At 37.8% G+C, this 18,818-nt stretch carries 15 protein-coding genes and 4 pseudogenes; 14 read left to right on the top strand and 5 right to left on the bottom strand.

Features of this window, described 5'->3' with window-relative positions; genetic code table 11:
* Positions 1 to 65 precede the first annotated feature (65 nt).
* Complete coding sequence (locus CMT41_RS13025) at positions 66 to 2,750, top strand: TonB-dependent receptor (protein ID WP_058027507.1); 2,685 nt, start codon at positions 66 to 68, stop codon at positions 2,748 to 2,750.
* A 185-nt stretch (positions 2,751 to 2,935) separates the two neighbouring features.
* Positions 2,936 to 4,879, top strand: coding sequence for a S9 family peptidase (locus tag CMT41_RS13020; protein ID WP_058027506.1), 1,944 nt, complete (start codon positions 2,936 to 2,938; stop codon positions 4,877 to 4,879).
* Between the two features lie 314 nt (positions 4,880 to 5,193).
* On the opposite strand, the pseudogene CMT41_RS19935 reads toward CMT41_RS13020, so the two are convergent.
* The 5 genes and pseudogenes from CMT41_RS19935 to CMT41_RS13000 all read right to left on the bottom strand — a co-directional run.
* A pseudogene (locus CMT41_RS19935) lies at positions 5,194 to 5,340 on the bottom strand (IS66 family transposase); the annotation flags it as partial.
* 205 nt (positions 5,341 to 5,545) lie between these two features.
* Positions 5,546 to 5,984: pseudogene (locus CMT41_RS13015) on the bottom strand (IS982 family transposase); the annotation flags it as partial.
* A gap of 197 nt (positions 5,985 to 6,181) precedes the next feature.
* A pseudogene (locus CMT41_RS19600) lies at positions 6,182 to 6,617 on the bottom strand (transposase); the annotation flags it as partial.
* Positions 6,618 to 6,691: 74 nt separating this feature from the next.
* A pseudogene (locus CMT41_RS19930) lies at positions 6,692 to 7,263 on the bottom strand (IS66 family transposase).
* 106 nt (positions 7,264 to 7,369) lie between these two features.
* Positions 7,370 to 7,657, bottom strand: a complete 288-nt coding sequence (locus tag CMT41_RS13000) for a DUF6444 domain-containing protein (protein ID WP_442855084.1) — start codon at positions 7,655 to 7,657, stop codon at positions 7,370 to 7,372.
* A 565-nt stretch (positions 7,658 to 8,222) separates the two neighbouring features.
* On the opposite strand from CMT41_RS13000, the gene CMT41_RS12995 reads away from it, so the two are divergent.
* The 12 genes from CMT41_RS12995 to dnaX all read left to right on the top strand — a co-directional run bounded on the left by CMT41_RS12995 (position 8,223) and on the right by dnaX (position 18,737).
* Entirely contained in the window at positions 8,223 to 9,002 is a 780-nt protein-coding gene (locus CMT41_RS12995; protein ID WP_058027502.1) for a DUF3450 domain-containing protein, read from the top strand.
* Complete coding sequence (locus tag CMT41_RS12990) at positions 9,002 to 10,351, top strand: MotA/TolQ/ExbB proton channel family protein (RefSeq protein ID WP_058027501.1); 1,350 nt, start codon at positions 9,002 to 9,004, stop codon at positions 10,349 to 10,351. The genes CMT41_RS12995 and CMT41_RS12990 overlap by 1 nt, the downstream gene beginning before the upstream one ends.
* Positions 10,351 to 10,875 (top strand): MotA/TolQ/ExbB proton channel family protein, encoded by a 525-nt coding sequence (locus CMT41_RS12985; RefSeq protein WP_057181691.1) that lies wholly within the window; start codon positions 10,351 to 10,353, stop codon positions 10,873 to 10,875. Before CMT41_RS12990 ends, CMT41_RS12985 begins: the two co-directional genes overlap by 1 nt.
* 12 nt (positions 10,876 to 10,887) lie before the next feature.
* Positions 10,888 to 11,289 (top strand): ExbD/TolR family protein, encoded by a 402-nt coding sequence (locus CMT41_RS12980; protein WP_057181690.1) that lies wholly within the window; start codon positions 10,888 to 10,890, stop codon positions 11,287 to 11,289.
* 4 nt (positions 11,290 to 11,293) lie between these two features.
* Complete coding sequence (locus CMT41_RS12975; RefSeq protein WP_058027500.1) at positions 11,294 to 11,905, top strand: energy transducer TonB; 612 nt, start codon at positions 11,294 to 11,296, stop codon at positions 11,903 to 11,905.
* A gap of 5 nt (positions 11,906 to 11,910) precedes the next feature.
* Positions 11,911 to 13,203 carry a tetratricopeptide repeat protein gene (locus tag CMT41_RS12970; RefSeq protein ID WP_058027499.1) on the top strand — a complete coding sequence of 431 codons (1,293 nt, stop codon included), beginning with the start codon at positions 11,911 to 11,913 and terminating at the stop codon, positions 13,201 to 13,203.
* A 213-nt stretch (positions 13,204 to 13,416) separates the two neighbouring features.
* Positions 13,417 to 13,821 (top strand): HvfA family oxazolone/thioamide-modified RiPP metallophore, encoded by a 405-nt coding sequence (locus CMT41_RS12965; protein ID WP_058027498.1) that lies wholly within the window; start codon positions 13,417 to 13,419, stop codon positions 13,819 to 13,821.
* A gap of 152 nt (positions 13,822 to 13,973) precedes the next feature.
* Positions 13,974 to 14,453, top strand: coding sequence for an aminoacyl-tRNA deacylase (locus CMT41_RS12960; protein WP_057181686.1), 480 nt, complete (start codon positions 13,974 to 13,976; stop codon positions 14,451 to 14,453).
* Positions 14,454 to 14,519: 66 nt separating this feature from the next.
* The gene (locus CMT41_RS12955; RefSeq protein ID WP_058027497.1) at positions 14,520 to 15,179 is read left to right on the top strand and encodes a DUF1456 family protein; all 660 of its coding nucleotides are present in this window, start codon (positions 14,520 to 14,522) and stop codon (positions 15,177 to 15,179) included.
* A 154-nt stretch (positions 15,180 to 15,333) separates the two neighbouring features.
* Positions 15,334 to 15,729: a response regulator gene (locus CMT41_RS12950; protein WP_058027496.1), complete on the top strand. Its 396-nt coding sequence runs from the start codon at positions 15,334 to 15,336 to the stop codon at positions 15,727 to 15,729.
* A 114-nt stretch (positions 15,730 to 15,843) separates the two neighbouring features.
* Entirely contained in the window at positions 15,844 to 16,389 is a 546-nt protein-coding gene (apt, locus tag CMT41_RS12945) for an adenine phosphoribosyltransferase (protein WP_058027495.1), read from the top strand.
* 29 nt (positions 16,390 to 16,418) lie between these two features.
* Positions 16,419 to 18,737, top strand: a complete 2,319-nt coding sequence (gene dnaX / locus CMT41_RS12940; RefSeq protein ID WP_058027494.1) for a DNA polymerase III subunit gamma/tau — start codon at positions 16,419 to 16,421, stop codon at positions 18,735 to 18,737.
* Positions 18,738 to 18,818 lie beyond the last annotated feature (81 nt).

The raw sequence follows: 18,818 nt of genomic DNA, 5'->3' as shown, positions 1-18,818 counted from the left end.
GAGTCTTTTTAAAATAAAAACAAACAAATAAACAACCAATCACCTAGGTGATCCAGGGAGTAAACATGTATAATAACAGTAAAGTAGCTAAAGCCATCCGTTTAGCGATGATGTTTGGTGCCGGCGCTGCCGCAGCAATTTCAGCTCCAACTTTCGCCGCAGCAGCTGATGAAGGCGCAGAGGAAATAGAGAAAATTGAAGTAACCGGTTCACGTATCAAGCAAGTTGACCTTGAGAATAGCTCACCAGTAACTATAATTACTGCTGCTGATATTAGCCTTTCAGGCTCCCCTACAGTTGCTGACGTTTTAAATAACTTGTCAGCTAACGCATTTGGTTCTTGGACAGGTGTTTCAGGTTATGGTGCAGGTGCTGCAGCATCTTCAGGTATTAACTTACGAGGTTTAGGTTCTGATGCCACTTTAGTATTATTAGACGGCCGTCGTATGCCAGGTACCAGTTCTTCATCAGGCTCTTCAGCTGATACTTCTCTTATTCCAATGTCAATTGTTGAGCGTATTGAGATTTTACGTGACGGTGCTTCTGCCGTATATGGTTCTGCGGCTGTTGCCGGGGTAATCAACATCATCACTAAGAAAGATTTCGACGGTGTTCATGCTAAATATGAATTTTCATCTCCTAAAATTGACGGTGGCGAAAGTCAATCATTTACTCTAACAACAGGTTTTACTTCTGATAAAGGTAATATCATTTTTACCTATGAACATTCTGAAGCTGATGCAGTTTGGGATCGTGATTTATGGCCAGTATATGACAAAGATGTATACAGTGGTTACAGTACATACAGCCCTGTAGTCAACTATAAAGTGGACGGTACAGGCGATTACTATTCGAACTCTGCACTTTGTGCTGATGCTCCTAATGTTATGGATTTCACCGATGGCGCGAATAACGGTCGTTGTAAATATAATTACGGCGCGGTAACAAAGTTCTACCCTGATAAGGAAAAAAATTCAATCTTCACTCAGTTCAATTATGAATTGACAGATGATATCAATTTTGTTGGTCGTGCAATGGCAAGTATCAACGAAACGGATTCGCGTTATGCAGCTACTCCGGTATCTACTGGTCCTATCTACATGCAAGCTGATAACCCAATGTACCCTACAGGTGCTGCGGGCACAGAAGTACGTCTGTATACGCGTGCTGCACCTATCGGCGCTCGCGATACTAAAACTGAAGTTGTTACTTCTGACGTAGTATTTGGTTTTGAAGGTGCTGCTGATATTGGTTTAGGTATTGATTGGGAAGTGAATTATCAAAACAGCCTGTCAATTACTAACAGTTTTGGTCAGAACTTAGTTAACGATGTTGCTTTTCAAGCACAGCTTGATTCTGGTAACTACGATATATTCAATAATGCTGGCAAAAGTTTTGATGCTTGGGATGCTGACATGAAAGATATGTACCAGCAAGCTAACCATACAGGAACTTACCAAGGCCGTTATGCAAGTCAGCAAGTTGATGGTTTAATTGCTACGACATTCATCGATGAAGGTGATTATATACTAGCTGGTGTTGTTGGTGTTGAGTACGAAAAAATAGATTTTTCTCAAAAGAGTGATCCTGAATCTGCAAACGGTTTTGTTTCTGGTGGCTCTGGTGGCGATGATGTTAACGCAACTCGTAACCGTACTGCTGCGTACATAGAACTTCAAATGGCTTTGCCAATGAATTTTGACATAAGCCTAGCGGGTCGTTACGAGAAATATGAACAAGAAGGTGACGTTGGTCGTGGAATTTCAAAGTCAACTTTTGATAAGGTTGTTCCAAAAATCGGTTTGACTTGGAGACCAATGGAAGACTTATTATTACGTTCATCATGGGGACAATCATTCAGAGCACCTAATATGGGTGAAATGTTCCAATCAGATGCTTTAAGTTTCCCTACTGTTCGTGATACAGCTTGGTGTGATGCTAACCCAGGTCAAGATGAATCAGGTTACTGTAGTAATGCAGGTGAGCAAGTTGCAACTTGGTTTGGTGGTAATGAAAACTTAACCGAAGAAACAGGTGATTCTTTTACTATTGGTGGTGTTTGGGATGTACTTGATAACTTATCTGTAGAAGTTACTTATTACGCAATTAATTACAATAATAAGATTGATAGTGTTTCTAACACTGAAATTTTGCGTATCGAGCAAGAAAATGGCGGTTTAGGCCAATACTCTTCTAATATTAACCGTGGTCCTACCAACGTTGGCAAAATTGAAGACATGAAAACGACTTATATCAACAAGTCTTCATTGTCTACAGACGGTTTAGATTTTGCACTTCGTTATATGCATGAAACTTCATTTGGTGACTTCGCAGCTACTTGGAATGCATCATATGTAATGTCATTTGAAGAGAAAGCAGAAGCAGACTCAAAGCCATTTGATTCAGCTGGTTTACAAGATTTCCCAGATTTAAAAAGTGACTTAACTATTGGTTATTCTTATGAAGACTTTACTGCTACTTGGACTACTTTCTATATTGCTGCTCAAGATTCAGGTAACGAAGAGTGGGGCGTAGATTACTTAGCTGATATCCCTACTTATATTAAACACAACATCCAGTTTGCTTATACAGCACCAACTAGAACGCGTTTAACTCTTGGTATCAATAACTTAACAGACGAAGAAGCACCTTCTTTTTACGATGGATTCCGTGACTACCGTGATGCAAGTTGGTCTTTATATGACCTAACTGGTCGTACTGTTTACTTTAGAATTGAGCAATCTTTCTAATATTCAGTTATCTAGTTATCTAGTTATCTAGTTATCATGTTAAAAACCTGTTAAATTTGTTTAACAGGTTTTTTTATGCCTATATAATCTTGTTCATAATGACTGTTAAGCCCAAACATCACTGATGTAATGGTTAGCTGTCTATTAACAAGTGTGTGGATTATTGTTTTAGTAGGAGAAAATAAATGAAAGTATGGAAAAAATTGGTCACTTTGATCTTGTTTGTAACTTTCACCGATGTTGCTTGGGGAAGTGCATCAGAGTTAAAAGTTGAAGATTTTTTTAAAAACCCCAAATTCACTTCACTACAGCTTTCACCTGACGGAAGTAAATTAGCGGTAATTTCACCCGTCGGCAAACGAAAAAACATAGCCGTAATGGAAACTGATGGTTTAAAAAATATTCGAGTTGTAACCGGTTTGAAAGAGCAGGACATTGCTGGTTTTTTTTGGGCAAACAATGACGATATTATTTTCACAATCCAAAGTGATGGCTCTGAAGCATTTAGTTTATATAAAGTTAATATATCTAAGAAAAAGCCGAGGGTAGATTTATTAGTAGGATCAAAGTCTGGAGCTTCAGGTATTCGAACTGCCACTGTGGTACACACTCTACCCAATGATCCTGATCATATAATAGTTCAATATAATGGTAGGAGAATTAAAGCACCAGATTTATACAAGTTAAATATTCATAGTCGTTGGAATAAAAAGCGTAAGAAAAACCCGAAGATGAAGTTAATAGCTAAAAACCCAGGGGATGTACAATACTGGATTTTAGATAATGATGGTAAAGTACGTGGTGCTAGCACATTAAATGGTCTAAAAGGACAGCTACTTTACAAGGATCAAGATGCAGAAAAATTCACAGTAACAAGACAATTTAGTCCATTAGATGAAGGAATTGTTCCGCTAATTTATGATTTTAATAACAAAACTATGTATGTAACTTCAAATATTGGCAGAGATAAAGCCGCAATTTACAAGTATGATCCTAAAAATAACAAATTGGGTGAGTTGATCTTTGCTGATGCTGATGTCGATGTTAGTAATTTAATAATCTCTCGTCATCAGCAGAAACTTTTAGGTGTCAGTTATATAAAGGATTATCCTGAAACATTTTATTTTGATAAAAAAACTGAATCTATGATGAATAGCTTAAAGTCAGCTTTTCCAGGTAAACGCGTTAGTATCTCTAGTCAATCGAAAGATGAAAATATGAACGTGCTATTCGTATATGATGATCAAGATCCTGGGAACTATTATCTGTATGATAGAAAGGCAGGTAAAGTTCGACACCTATTATCAAGAATGAGTTGGTTAAATGTTGATGACATGTCAGAAATGACACCTATTAAGTTTACAAGTCGTGATGGTTTAGTTATTAATGGCTATATCACAATTCCAAAAGACTCGAATGGAAAAAATCTTCCCATTATTATTAATCCTCATGGAGGACCATTTGGTGTAAGAGATGTATGGGGGTTTAACCCAGAAAATCAATTCTTTGCAAGTCGAGGCTATGCCACTGTACAGGTTAACTTTCGTGGCTCCGGTGGTTATGGTAGAGCGTTTGAACAGGCTGGATATGGCGGAAAGTGGGGCGCAGAAATGCAAAATGATCTCACTGATGCTATTAATTACTTAATTAAAGAAGGTGTTGCTAATCCTGATAAAATATGCATTTATGGGGCAAGTTATGGTGGTTATGCCGCAATGGCAGGTTTAACTTTTACACCTGATTTATATAAGTGTGGCATAAATTATGTGGGTGTTACCGATGTTGCTTTGTTATTTAGCTCTATGCCTAAACATTGGGAACAGGGTAAAGAATTGTTAAAAATCCAAATAGGAGATCCTGATGATGAAATCTTGATGAAACGTATGTCGCCATTGGCTCATGTTGATAAAATCAAAGCACCTTTAATGATTATTCAAGGTGCCAAAGACCCACGTGTTGTTAAGCAGCATGCAACAGATTTAAGAGATGCACTTGAAGAACGTGGTATTACCTTAAGCGATGATGAATGGATCATGAAAGAAAATGAAGGTCATGGATTTAGTAAAGAAGAAAATAAAATAGAGCTTTACACCAAGATGGAAAAATTTTTAGCAAAACATTTAAAGTAAATAATAGTTAAAATATAATTATTAAAAACAAAGGGTAGAAAGTACCCTTTGTTTTTAATTTCTTAAATCGATATACTTTTATCTGTTGACTTAACTATGCTCGCGTATTGAGTGCACCAAACCTCCCCCAGTATAATGCTTGCCCTATTGTAACTACTCAGGGCTATCGGTTGATAGCTTGTTTTAATTCAAGGCTGGATAAATGGCTTACCGTTAAATAGATCAATCAGTGCATCGAGTATATTGATGCCTTGCTTTTTCACCGTAGACAAATAACTTCTTATTGAGCTAAAAGTATCACCACCACCTTCCGATCAGTAACAGCCTGATGTTTTTTGCTTTAATTTGGCCATTCTTATGTCTCGCTCTGCCAAGTTATTATCAAATGACAGCATAAAATTAGCCATAAATACGAGCATTTGACTTTTATATTCAATTAATCGATTAAGCAAGTTGTGACTTTTATGTTTTTTGACTCACCCACGCTTTTTCTGCTCTGGCTTAGTTAAAATAGGAATTTCTTGTTTGGCTTCAAATAAAATTCCATCATAATAATGCTCAAATCCCAATATTTGTTGTGGGGTTAGGCTTTTTTATCCGCCACAAATAGCTTCATCAACAGCATTTTTAATACCTAACCTGAGATCTGCTTAAGAAGACTCTTTTTTAGATCGACATTAATCCAAATTCACTCGGTGATAACTTAATACGTGGCTTTTTTTAAAAAGCAATAAGCCACTATGCCTGAAATGACATTCAACATAAAACCTGCCTCACTACGATGTCGACTATATTCTATTTGTGAAATGTTTTTAAGTTGATCATTTATCGTTTCAATAATGTATCTCTTTGATAACATTGCCCTATCAAATACAGACATTGCCTTAGCTTTCATATTTTTACGAACAGTAGTGACTAAATCAACATCATGTGCCGCTAACTTCTCATTAAGCTTTTTACCGATATATCCTTTGTCCGCATAAAGCTTCCCGTAGAGGTTTTTACATAACTCTGGAATAGGCGTTCTATCGTTTGTATTACCTGGTGTTATGTTCAGAGAAATAATTTCCCCTACATGGTTAATCAATAAATGTAGCTTGAAACCTGACGAATCCCCTCTAAATTTAATTAAAAATATATTGCTAGGGGGATCGACCTTCATGGCAAAGTGTGATCAAATTACTTTGCCAAAAATAACATTTCACAGATGCCATGAAGCTCACAAATATCTACACTCACAATTAATATCATGAACTTGGATAAATAAAGTATTCGAGGGGATCCCTCATGCTTGAAACCGTAAAACCAGCCCATTGTTCTCTTCCCGCGTTTGGCAACACCATCAAAGACCTTATTGCATGGAATACGGATATTGTGGCAAACTTTTAGGCTTGTAGAGTCGACAAATACAATGCCTGTGGGCTTTCCTTTTACCATTTGAAAGTAAGCACACATAGGTACAATTAAGGACGACATTTTGTGTGAAAAACGCGTGTAACTTAACAGGTTTGAGAAATCATGTTGCCAATACTTCTGAACTAAACTAATATATAAGTTATTGAAATATCTATGGTTGATTGATTAAAAGCCATAACGATAGTCATACATTAACTCAAGGTCATCTTTGATTTGCGTCTTCGTTTTTTGTCCCGTTAGCGATTAAATTGGCCTCCCATATAGGGATAAATTTATGACAAAAATCATCGACATCAAAAAATATATCTATTAAGTTATTCATCTGCCCACCTTTGTTGCTTTCAAATCGTTTTTGGTCGAAAGTTCTGATCGCAAGGTGGGCAGTTAGTTCAATCCTTATCCAGTTTTCAGGTTACCTAACAAGCACTTTTTCATTTTTTTGCCCACGTTTGTTTGTTTGTATTGCTCTTTTACAAACGTTAATTCACGTAAATGATGGGCATTACATAAGACATGCTCACAATGATAGTGGTAGTAACTTTTACAGTGATCGTGTACAGCATATCCAAGATAATGAGTGAGAATACCCATGTCATCCATCGCATCTTTCCCACGATTTTCATGGATAAAGTAATACGTTAATTCCTCATTAGAGGCAACATGCAACCAATGGAGATTTTTATCAACGCGTAAGCCTGTTTCATCAAAGTGGTTAACGGGCTAGCCAATAAGCTTTCTTTGAGTTGTTCGGTAAATTTGTTTAAGCCATTAGCACCGCGACACAGTACATTTTTTATCGTGCCTTGGCTCAGCTTGATATTAAAAAAATCTTGGAACATTTCTTGAGTTCGTTGATATGGCAATAGTTGGTATTGATTAAAGTACGTCAGGATAGCTTGAACGTTAGTGCCGTATTGTACCCCTTTTTTAATGTTATCGGGGAAGTACGCTTTATTTCTGCGACCCACATGCTGATCATTGTTTGATTTGTGCTTGGTGCTCCGTCACTTGTAGTTCTATGGTGGGTAAATCAAAGGCTTGGCGGCGCTCTACCTCAAGCGTTTCGGTATGTGATCAATCAGCGCAACAGTGTGTACAAATCTCGACATCATAGTGTTCAATAAAATCAGGCTCAGTGACCATTCTCAACGTATGTCCTTTTTGACTTTGTTGTCCTCCAGACGTTTTAGCTGATTTTTTACGTAGGTTTTTAGGGGCAGGTTTTGAGTAACCATCACTTGATCGTGGCTTACTACTGTTTTTACTGTTTTTTGCTAGCTGCCTTTTGATGCTTTTAACTTCAGCGGTCAGTGAGTCAACTTGCTGGGTAAATGAGGTCACTTTTTGAGTGAGTGACTCAATTGTTTTAGCCTGAACACGGACAACTTCCCATTTGTTGATTAATCAACAATTGGGCGTCTTTGATATTCTTTGCTTGGAGCACATTATCAATCATTGAGCTATGATAAAGCCTTAAAAGGATCAAGCAACTAGATCCTTCAAGATCAATAAATAACTTTTATTTAGGCTGAGTAGTTACAATATATTTATTATGCCGTGTTATTTATCTGAAATGCGCGATCCCACCCGGGATCACCGCCAGGTTTTCTCCCTAAATTACGTTAATAAATTTGACTTACTACGAAGATGTTAGTAAAACATACATCTGCAAAATTTTTGTCCCTCAGCTTATTAAGCTAAGCTGAGTAATTTTGTTAGCAAAACGATACAGTTTAGTGTTAATCAAGTGGTTAACACTAAAATATAATACCGCGAGTTTTAAAGTCTCAGCTTGACAGCCTTGCTGTCATTTGGGATTATTGCTTGGTTGTATTCATAAAAAGTTACATTTTAAAAACGACAGACTTTTATATTCGTGATAACAAATATTTTGTTATTAAGATTAAAATAGCAATGGTTGGGAACTATGTCCAAAGTAAGTAAGAAAAGCCTCATCGCCACAGCGATGGTTGGCGCACTAGCACTAGCTGGTAGCAACATCGCTGCTGCTGATGCACTAACAGACCTTCAATATGCTGAAGCGAAAATCTTCAAGCAATCTGCAAAGTCACAAGCTAAAGTCAATAATATTTACGAGCAAACGCAAGAGCTTCTTGGGGAATACCGTAATACTGTTGATTCTGCTGACGTATTAGGTGGTTATAACGACCATGTACAACGTATGGTTGACGATCAAAAAAACACTCTTGTTTCTTTGCAAAGACAAATTGATAGTATCGATAAAATCAAGCAAGGTGTTGTACCATTAATGTACAAGATGATTGACTCGCTTGAAAAATTCATTGAATTAGATGTACCGATGAATCTTGTACTTCGTAAAGAGCGTGTTGCTAATTTACGTGACGTAATGGAAGATTCAAATGTAACAGTTTCTGAGCAGTTTCGTCTAGTCCTTGAAGCTTATGAAATTGAATCCGGTTACGGTACTATTTTTGCTGCGTATCAAGGCGAACTTGATTTAGGTAGTCGTACTTTAACTACTGATTTTGTCCATATGGGTCGTATTGCTCTTGTTGCACAGTCTCTTGATGCTAAACAATCTTGGTTATGGAATAATAAAAGTCGCGCATGGGAAGAGTTAGGTGATGAATATTTAAAACCTATTACTGATGCAATTCGTATGGCGAAAAAACAATTGCCAATGGATCTAACTAAATTACCAGTATTTGCAGCAGGAGCAAAATAATGAAAAAAGTTATAAATTTCTTATCCCTTGCAGCGATTATGACGGTAGGCATGGTCACAACTACACAAGCTAACTCGTTAGATGACTTGTTAAAGCAAGTAAAAGCTGATCGTGTATCTGAAGCAAAACTTGATAAAAAACGTGAAGCTGAATTTTTATCTGCTCGTAGTGATAAGCAAGCCTTATTAAATAAAGCAAAAAATGAGTTGGCGAGTCAGGAAGCGCGTAACAAACGTTTAATGAAATCCTATGCGGCAAATGAAATAACCTTAGGCCAAAAAGAAGTTGAATTAGACAATGCAACTGGCACTTTAGGTGAAATGTTTGGTGTAAGTCGTGCTGCGGCTGCCAATGCTTATGGTCAAATCAGTACTTCTATTGTTAGTGCTGAATTTCCTAATCGTGGTGCTGCACTTAGCCGTATCGCTAACTCTAAAGAAATCCCAAGTTTAAGCGATTTAGAAGAATTATGGTTTGCTTTACAAACCGAAATGACTGAATCTGGTAAGGTTTCTCGTTTCAGTGTGGAAGTAACTAAACTTGATGGTACTAAATCTACGGAAACAATCATCCGTATTGGTGCCTTTAACTTAATTTCTGAAACAGGTTTTTTAACTTATAACGATGAAGTTGGTCAAGTTCAACCTTTACCTAAGCAACCAGCAAGTTTCATTGCCGAAACAGCAGCTGATTTCTTCACTATTACTTCTGGTTATGCCCCTGTATATGTTGATCCTTCACGAGGTGCTATCTTAGCTTTAGAAACACGTAAGAAAACTGTTCAAGAATTCTTCCATGAAGGTAAAGAAGTTGGTTACGCTATCACAGTATTATTTATTGTCGGTCTTCTTATTGCTGCTGAGCGTTTAATCGTTTTAGGTGGTATGACTTCTCGCATTAAAACACAAGAGAAAAATCTTGATAAACCTAATGAAAACAACCCTTTAGGTCGTTTGCTTAAAGTTTTCTATGATAATCAAAATGTAGATGCTGAAACATTAGAATTAAAACTTGATGAAGCCATCCTTCGGGAAACGCCAAAAGTTGACCGTGGTGTTAACTTGATCAAAATGTTTGCTGCTATTGCCCCGCTTATGGGTCTATTAGGTACAGTAATCGGTATGATCATGACTTTCCAAACCATTACCTTATTTGGTACTGGTGATCCGAAAATTATGGCGGGTGATATCTCTCTGGCGCTTGTTACTACAGCATTAGGTTTGATTTGTGCATTACCACTTATCTTAATCCACTCAGTTGTTGCCGGTAAGAGTAAGTCAGTATTACAAAAACTAGACGAGCAAAGCGCCGGGTTAATTGCAGCGATTGCTGAGAAGGGGTCTAAATAATGTTATTCCTGATAGAGCTTTGGGAATCTGTCAGGGGTTTTATTGCGACTGGCGGTAACGTACTTTACGCTGTTGCCTTCGCACTCTTATTAATGTGGATACTGATGATTGAGCGCTTTTGGTTCTTAACATCAGAGTACCCAAAACTTAGAGAAAGTATTATCTCTAATTGGGAAGCTCGTACAGACACTACGTCTTGGTATGCACATCGAATTAGAGAAACTTGGATCTCCGAAGCAGCAGAATTACTCGAAAAAAATATGATTACCATTAAAACCTTAGTGGCTATGTGTCCTCTTATTGGCTTACTGGGAACAGTAACCGGTATGATTGGCGTATTTGAAGTCATGGCAGAGCAAGGTACAGGTAATCCGAGACTAATGGCCGCTGGTATATCGCAAGCAACTATTCCGACAATGGCGGGTATGGTAGCAGCGTTATCAGGTGTGTTTTTTAGTACAAGACTAGACGCTAAACTTAAACTAGCAAAGGCTAAACTGGTTGACAGTTTACCTCATCACTAGAGAGAACTAATCATGTCACGTAGAAAAATCCGTGAGGACGAAGAAGCAATGATTGATATGACACCGATGTTAGACATCGTATTTATCATGCTGATCTTCTTTATTGTAACCACATCTTTTGTTAAAGAAGCTGGTATTGAAGTAAATAAACCTAAAGCGGCGAATCAAACCAAGCAAAAAAATGCCAACATCTTTATTGCAATCAAAGAAAATGGTGAAATTTGGTTAGATAAAGGTCGAGTGGACATTGAACGTGTTGGCGCAAGAATTGAAAAATTACTTGCTGAGCAACCGACCGATGTTGTTATCATTCAAGCTGACAAAAATGCCAAACATGGTGTTGTTGTTACTGTAATGGATGCAATTAAAGACGCTGGCATAGACCGAATTTCTATCGCGGCTACGAAGGGGTAGTAATATGGTTCGCTTTTTAGGATCGATACTACTAGGTGCAGCGGTTACTTTTACCTTATTTTCTTTTATGGCATTCCTTGTTTCTACAGGAGATAGAACCAAGGACGACCAGCTAGAGACTATTATCGTAGAAGTAAATACTACGCCGCCAAAGTCGGCCGCACAACAGCGTCGTCGTGTACCGCCACCGCCGCCACCGCCGCCTAAAACGCCACCGAAGCAGCAAACTCCGGAGCCTGAAACCAACAATAATACTGATGGTTTAAACTTCAATATGCCGAGTGTACAGATGCCAAGTGCGTCAACGGGCTTGTCTGCTCCTGGAGCTGGAATGGGGCGTGATGGTGATGCTACACCAATAGTACGTATTGAACCAAAGTACCCGATTCAAGCTGCTCGAGATGGCAAAGAAGGTTACGTTATTCTTTCCTTTACTATCAACGCAATAGGTGGTGTTGAAGATGTGAAGATATTAGAATCTAAACCTAAACGTGTCTTTGATAAAGAAGCCAAACGTGCACTGAGAAAATGGAAGTACAAGCCAAAGATTGTTGATGGTAAACCTCAACGTCGTCCAGGCTTAACGGTTCAACTTGACTTCAAAATGGGAGGATAATAGTTATGTTTAATAAATTAGTGTTTAAAAACTTAAAACTTAAAAAATTATCGACTTCTCTTGTTATTGTTGCTTCACTACTTGTTGCGCAAGCTCCCTTTGTAAATTATGCAGAAGCTGCTGGTGCGGAAAAAACAGAGAAAAAGAAGCGCAAGTCACATCTTGTTGGCCCACGTGTTGGTAAGAAAGTACAAAAAGCTTTTGAAGCTTATAGTGAAGATAATATCAAAGATGCTCTAGTTATTTTATTAGATATAAGTGCTTCAAAATCTTATGACAAAGCTTATGTAGCCCGTATGATTGCGGTTATGTACGCTACGTTAGGTGATAATGAGCAAAAAACCATTGACTATCTTAAATTAGCTATAGAACCTGATCTGCTTAATGCATTAGATCATAGCTTGTCTTTAACGTTATTGGGTGACATGCAAATGCAAACCAAAGACTATAAAGGTGCGTTGAAGAGTTATTATGCTTGGATGGACTTCACTGGAGAAGAAGATGGTCAAACCTATATCAAAATTGCTAATGCCTATTACTCATTAAAGCAATTAGATAAAGTGATTGAACCAGCTGATAAAGCCATAGCTATTTTTGCTGATAAGCCTAATCAAAACCCGTATATCTTAAAAATTACGTCTTATTATGAGCGTAAAAAGTATAATGAAGCTGTTAAGGTTTTAGAGACAGTAATACAACTTTTTCCGGAAAATAAACAGTGGTGGACACAATTACCAATGTTTTATTTACTCATCGAGGATTATGATAAAGCTGTACAAACACTAGACTTAGCTTATAAACTTGGTCACTTGAATAAAGAAGCTCAGATAAAGACACTAGCAAGTTTATACTCACAATCTGAAGCGCCTTATAAGGCTGCTCTGTTGTTAGAAAAACATATTGCTTTGGGTCAAGTTAAACGTGACGATAATAATATCGCTACTTTAGCTAATGCCTGGCATTCTGCACAACATATCGATAAAGCAGCAAGTTATTATGGTGAATTAGCCAAAATGACCAATAAGGCTAAACATTATCGTAAACAAGGTATGTTGTTAAAACAAGATGAGCAGTTTGCTAAAGCTATTGTTGCTTTGAATAAAGCTCTTGAATTAGGTGTTTCTAATCAAGGCCAAATTCATAACAATATTGCTCAATCGTATTTTTATCTTGAGAAGTACAAGCAAGCATATGCAGCTATTCTAAAAGCGATGAAACACCCAGGTGCACGTAGAAATGCCAAGGGTTGGAAAAACTTTATTGTTGAAACAGCTAAGAGAAAAAAGGTTAGCATTTAATTTAAACGCTTAGCGTTAAGTTACATAGTGCGACTAAAAACCAGCATATCTTTTATTGATACGGCTGGTTTTTTTATGATTGATTTTTGAGATAATAACAATAAAAAATTGAAATATTTAATTAGCCACACAGGTCTATGTAAAAAGTCATATAAATAAATCTCAATAATATGAGAACACCTAAATACAAGTCTAAATTAAAGGAAAAAAATTATGAATATAGTTAAGACATCATCACTAGCAGCGGTACTTGGCTTACTTACCTTTAGCCTTTTTGCTAGTAATGTAGCAAAAGCAGAGACAAACCCTTTTGCCGCAAATGAATTAGTAACCATTGCTGCAGATCACGCTGAGGGTAAATGTGGTGAAGGTAAGATGAAAGGCCATAGCAAGGGTAAATGTGGCGAAGGTAAAATGAAAGACCACAGCAAGGCTAAATGTGGCGAAGGTAAAATGAAAGACCACAGTAAGGGTAAATGCGGAGAAGGTAAAATGAAAGACCATAGCAAGGGTAAATGCGGCGAAGGTAAAATGAACGCGGCTAAAAAAGGCAAGTGCGGTGAAGGTAAATGTGGTGAAGGGAAAATGAAAGACAAAAATAAAAAGTGTGGTGGTTAAACACTAACTTATGTTCAGTTAAGCAATAAAACGGGTTAGTAGCCGTTTTTTGTCGTTGTTAGGCCCGCCGGTTCACCATAATATTCTTAGTAAGTAAGTTGGTGCATATATGGCTATACTGTAATAAGTGCACTTAATGTATCGAGGTTTATATGAATATTTCAACCAGACTTACCCGTTACTTGAATAAAAAAAGTATTCCCTACCAAGAAGTTGACCACTTTCACAGTAATAGCTCTATAGGCACTGCCATCACGGCAAACATATCATTAAAACAAATAGCCAAGGCTGTGTTGTTAAAAAACCACGAAGACAAAAAATTAATGGCGATATTACCCGCGGCTGATAAAATTAATCTGTCAGTACTGAATGAAAATTTACATGGTAGTTATCAATTAATGAAGGAGCACGAAGTCTATCAAGTTTTCGCTGATTGTAATCAGGGTGCAGTGCCGCCTGCAGCTGACGCTTATCATCTGAGTATGGTTTGTGAACAAGAGTTAACTCAACTAGCAAAAGTTTACCTAGAAGCTGGGGATCATGAAACGCTACTTTGTGTTAATCAGCAAGACTTTAAAACATTAATGACGTCTGGTAAACAACTACACTTTAGCCGAGAAGTATTTCACTAACATATAGTTTGCTATTAGCCTTAGTGTGTATAATAGCCTTCTTATGCTTATGTACTGGATTTCACCGTGAACAATAATGATATTTTGCGCCGCTTGCGTTATACCTTTAACTTTAATGATAAACAAATGGTAGCGATCTTTGCCTCTGCCGGTGAGGAAGTTAATCGTGAACAAGTAAGTCAATGGCTGAAAAAAGACGATGATAGCGACTTTGTTGCTCTATTTGATACCAAGTTAGCGGTGTTTTTAAATGGTTTTATCAATGAAAAACGTGGTAAAAAGCCAGGTGCTCAGGCCATACCCGAAAAGCGTCTATCTAATAATATTATTTTAACAAAACTTAAAATTGCACTTAATTTACAAGCCGAGCAAATAATTTCTCTACTCAGTGAAGTAGACTTTCGCCTTAGCAAGCCTGAGTTAAGTGCATTTTCCCGTAAAGTGGATCATAAACATTATCGAGAATGTAAAGATCAAGTTTTACGAAACCTGTTACAGGCTATTGATAAAAAATATCATGTTGAAAGAAGTAAAAAAATTGCTAGCCCTACTGATAGTCAAACCAAAGCAAGAAATGATAAAGGCAATTATGCTAAGAAAAAACAAAACAAAACACCACCCTCATCGCCATGGGTAGAAGGAGCTAGACCAAATGCAAGTAGTGTCTATGTTAACCCTAATAGTACAACTAGCCCTAAACGCCAGCGTCTAAAACTGGCCAAGTAAATAACAACTTGGCAAGAAATTATACATTAGTGCTAAGTTGACGTTACATTTGAATACATGTTGTATCATAATTTATCTAAGATAACCCTATATACTGCAATAATTATAGGGTAAGATCCGCGCCAAATTAGCTCTTACTGTCTAAAAATTGTATATGAATATATTAGTTGTTGATGATAAAAAAGCGGTTCAAGATATGCTAATAGACTTGCTCATTTCACAGGGGCATATTGTTGATAAAGCTGTTAATGGCTTAGATGCACTAGGGAAAGCGCAACAAGGTAACTACCAACTTTTTGTTATCGACCATTTAATGCCGTTGATGAATGGTTTACAGCTCACAAAAAATCTAAAGAAAATCCCTGAGTTTGCTGAGACAAAAATTATTTTTATGACTACTCAGGGTATTGATAGTCTTAAAAACTTGCCAGAATACTCACTCTTTGATAAAACTATTGATAAGCCAATTAATAAGGATAAATTCCTTGCGGTGTTATCTGAACTCACTGATTCGAGCTTTGAATGCGAAGCCTTGCAAGTTAATTCATAATATTGCTTAAGCTAGCGTTTTATCACTGTAAAAATTAGCAGAATTGCTTTATGATTTGCTTATCTATTTATTACTATTACAGAGAGCCAATCTAAGGCTTTCTGCTTTGCTATCATGAATAAATCCCAACAGCAGCAGTTGCTTAATGCGATACATACTGTGCCAGATTACCCCGTTAAAGGCATCATGTTTCGCGATGTCACCAGTATATTAGAAGATGCACAAGCTTTTTCATTAACAATTTCACTCTTAGCTGAGGCCTATAAAAATAAAGGCTTTACCAAGGTGGTTGGTACTGAAGCTCGAGGATTCCTCTTTGGTGCACCTTTAGCCTTAGCTTTAGAAATAGGCTTTATACCCGTAAGAAAACCGGGAAAATTACCTCGTGATACCTATGCACAGGCTTATAAATTAGAGTATGGTGAAGATGTCTTAGAGATTCACCAAGATGCATTAAATTCTGCAGACAAGGTGCTGATCATTGATGATTTATTAGCCACAGGTGGTACCATAGAGGCAACAACTAAATTGATCCGACGCTTAGGTGCGAAAGTACAAGACGCAGGCTTTGTCATTTCTTTACCCGATTTAGGTGGCGAAAAACGCCTTGCAGAGCTTAACATTACCCCTTATTCGCTTATTCAGTATCAAGGTGAATAATTTGTCACCGCATCAAAAAGTAATTTAATATGAGTTATCAAGTTTTAGCGAGAAAATGGCGACCTAAAAACTTTCAAGAATTGATAGGGCAAGAGCATGTGGTCAATGTGCTTGCCAATGCTTTATCTCAACAGCGCTTGCATCATGCCTATCTTTTTACCGGCACTCGAGGTGTCGGTAAAACCACAATTGCCCGAATTTTTGCTAAAAGTCTTAATTGTGAAATTGGCATTACAGCTAAGCCTTGTGGCGAATGTGATGCCTGTATCGATATAGATCAAGGTCGCTTTGTTGACCTGTTAGAAATTGATGCCGCGTCTAAAACTAAAGTAGATGATACTCGAGAAATTCTTGATAATGTGCAATATGCTCCAAGCCGAGGACGCTTTAAGGTTTACTTGATAGATGAAGTACATATGCTATCACGTCATAGTTTTAATGCCTTGTTAAAAACCTTAGAAGAGCCGCCGGAGCATGTTAAATTTATTTTAGCAACTACTGATCCACAAAAACTGCCTGTTACCGTGTTATCACGTTGTTTGCAGTTTCATTTAAAAGCCTTAACCGTTAAACAAATTGAAGAAAAACTGGCTGAGATCTTATCTAAAGAGCAAGTAACTTATGAGCAAGGCTGCCTAACTTTACTCGCTAAAGCCGCTCGTGGCAGCATGCGCGATTCATTGAGTTTAACGGACCAAGCTATTGCTCAAGGGCAAGGAAATATTAGCTTAGCTAATATTCAACAGATGCTCGGTGGTATCGATCAAAACTGGGTTTATCAGCTGGTCGTCGCTTTACTAAAACAAGACAGCCAAGCGTTAATGGCGTTATCACAAGAAATTGCTTCTTATGCGCCAAGCTATAGCCGCTTATTTGCCGAATTAATTCAACTATTTCATCAAATAGCATTGCTGCAAATAGTTGATCAGCATTTCGATTTACCCGCTGACTTATTAACTTTATTGAAAAAGTTTAGTCAAGCTATGTCTGCTGAAGATGTGCAACTGTATTACCAAATAAGCCTCAATGGTCGCAAAGATTTACCCTATGCTTTTGATGAGCAAGCTGCTTTTGATATGACCTTATTGCGTTTAATTGCTTTTAAACCAATGCAAAAACCACCGCTTAGCAGTGAAGCAATTGTCGCTACTAATGTCTATGCCAATGAAGCTAGCCCCAACGAGGTTAACTTTAATGATGTTGCATTAGCAAAAACCGCTCAAATACCGCCAAGTACTGCTGCTTTAGACCAAAAGCCAGTAGTTGCCACTACCACGGAAACTGCAGTGGTCGATACTCAATCCGAGCCTATGGTTAACCCGGAAGTTATTGAGCCTTTTATTACTCAGGATAACATTCAACAAAATGAATTGAATGAACAAATGCTCGCCATTGAGCAACAAGCCGACGATTTTAGCAATAGCGACAGGGCAATGTCACACCAAGCTGCTGGTATGCCAAGCGAAGCAGTAGGTATTCCAGAGCAAGCTGCTGGTATGCCAAGCGAAGCAGTAGGTATTCCAGATCAAGCTGCTGGTATGCCAAGCGAAGCAGTCGGTATTCCAGAGCAAGCTGCTAGTATTCCAAGCGAAGCAGCTGTTATTCCAGATGAAATAGCCGCTATTGCTGAGCCAACAACATCAATAGTCAAGAGTAACGAGCAACAAAAGCCAACTCCTCTTGTTAATCAACAAGACGGCCAGCTTAGTATTGATAGCCCAGTAGCCTCAGTGCTGGCAACACGAAATATGTTACGCAGTCGCAAGAAAGAGCTGGAGAAGCATGCAAAAAAGCCAAGTGACGCAGCTCTGCGTCAATCTAGTAACCTAGATAGTAGTAAAGGTAGCGCTATAGCAGCACCTGTTGAGTCACAAGTGGCAGCAACGGCAAGTGCTGTTATAGTGCCAGAGCCGGAAGCTCCGTTTCATCAAGATAACATTAATCCTGCGACCATAACTAAAGCAAACCAAGTCGATAAATGGGCGCATATGATTGACTCTATGCAGCTCACCGCCCGTATTCGGCAATTAGCGATACATGCTACCATCAGTGAAGACTCTACTGATGATAACTTGATCTTACTATTAAATCAGGCAACCAGGCATTTAAAAACCGATGTTGCTCAGCAACAATTGCAAAGCTATATTTGTCAGTTTTTATCTCGTCAAGTTACCGTAACACTAAATATCGTTGAAGAGACGGTGGCCGACCCTTATCAAATTCAAGTGCAAATTAACGACAAACGACTTGATTATGTTAAAGCTCTATTAAAAGAAGATGCTGTGGTGATTGCCTTGCAAGATACTTTTCAGGCTAGCTTGAATGAAGAGAGCATTGCGCCACGTTAACTCAAACTCTGCGCTGAAATAGACTTTACCCCAGAGTATTTAATCACTTCATTTACATTCAAAACTTGCTGTCTTTCAGGT

The organism is Colwellia sp. MT41 (genome assembly GCF_001444365.1).
Taxonomy (GTDB): Bacteria; Pseudomonadota; Gammaproteobacteria; order Enterobacterales; family Alteromonadaceae; genus Colwellia; species Colwellia marinimaniae.
This window is presented reverse-complemented; position numbering and strand designations above follow the sequence as displayed.

What these genes read in the sequence shown, in the direction of transcription:
- CMT41_RS13020 (WP_058027506.1), top strand. Translation starts at nt 2,936, where the DNA reads ATGAAAGTATGGAAAAAATTGGTCACTTTGATCTTGTTTGTAACTTTC.
- CMT41_RS12990 (WP_058027501.1), top strand. Translation starts at nt 9,002, where the DNA reads ATGAAAAAAGTTATAAATTTCTTATCCCTTGCAGCGATTATGACGGTA.
- CMT41_RS12970 (WP_058027499.1), top strand. Translation starts at nt 11,911, where the DNA reads ATGTTTAATAAATTAGTGTTTAAAAACTTAAAACTTAAAAAATTATCG.
- CMT41_RS12985 (WP_057181691.1), top strand. Translation starts at nt 10,351, where the DNA reads ATGTTATTCCTGATAGAGCTTTGGGAATCTGTCAGGGGTTTTATTGCG.
- apt (WP_058027495.1), top strand. Translation starts at nt 15,844, where the DNA reads ATGAATAAATCCCAACAGCAGCAGTTGCTTAATGCGATACATACTGTG.
- CMT41_RS12950 (WP_058027496.1), top strand. Translation starts at nt 15,334, where the DNA reads ATGAATATATTAGTTGTTGATGATAAAAAAGCGGTTCAAGATATGCTA.
- CMT41_RS12980 (WP_057181690.1), top strand. Translation starts at nt 10,888, where the DNA reads ATGTCACGTAGAAAAATCCGTGAGGACGAAGAAGCAATGATTGATATG.
- CMT41_RS12995 (WP_058027502.1), top strand. Translation starts at nt 8,223, where the DNA reads ATGTCCAAAGTAAGTAAGAAAAGCCTCATCGCCACAGCGATGGTTGGC.
- CMT41_RS13025 (WP_058027507.1), top strand. Translation starts at nt 66, where the DNA reads ATGTATAATAACAGTAAAGTAGCTAAAGCCATCCGTTTAGCGATGATG.
- CMT41_RS12975 (WP_058027500.1), top strand. Translation starts at nt 11,294, where the DNA reads ATGGTTCGCTTTTTAGGATCGATACTACTAGGTGCAGCGGTTACTTTT.
- dnaX (WP_058027494.1), top strand. Translation starts at nt 16,419, where the DNA reads ATGAGTTATCAAGTTTTAGCGAGAAAATGGCGACCTAAAAACTTTCAA.
- CMT41_RS12960 (WP_057181686.1), top strand. Translation starts at nt 13,974, where the DNA reads ATGAATATTTCAACCAGACTTACCCGTTACTTGAATAAAAAAAGTATT.
- CMT41_RS12965 (WP_058027498.1), top strand. Translation starts at nt 13,417, where the DNA reads ATGAATATAGTTAAGACATCATCACTAGCAGCGGTACTTGGCTTACTT.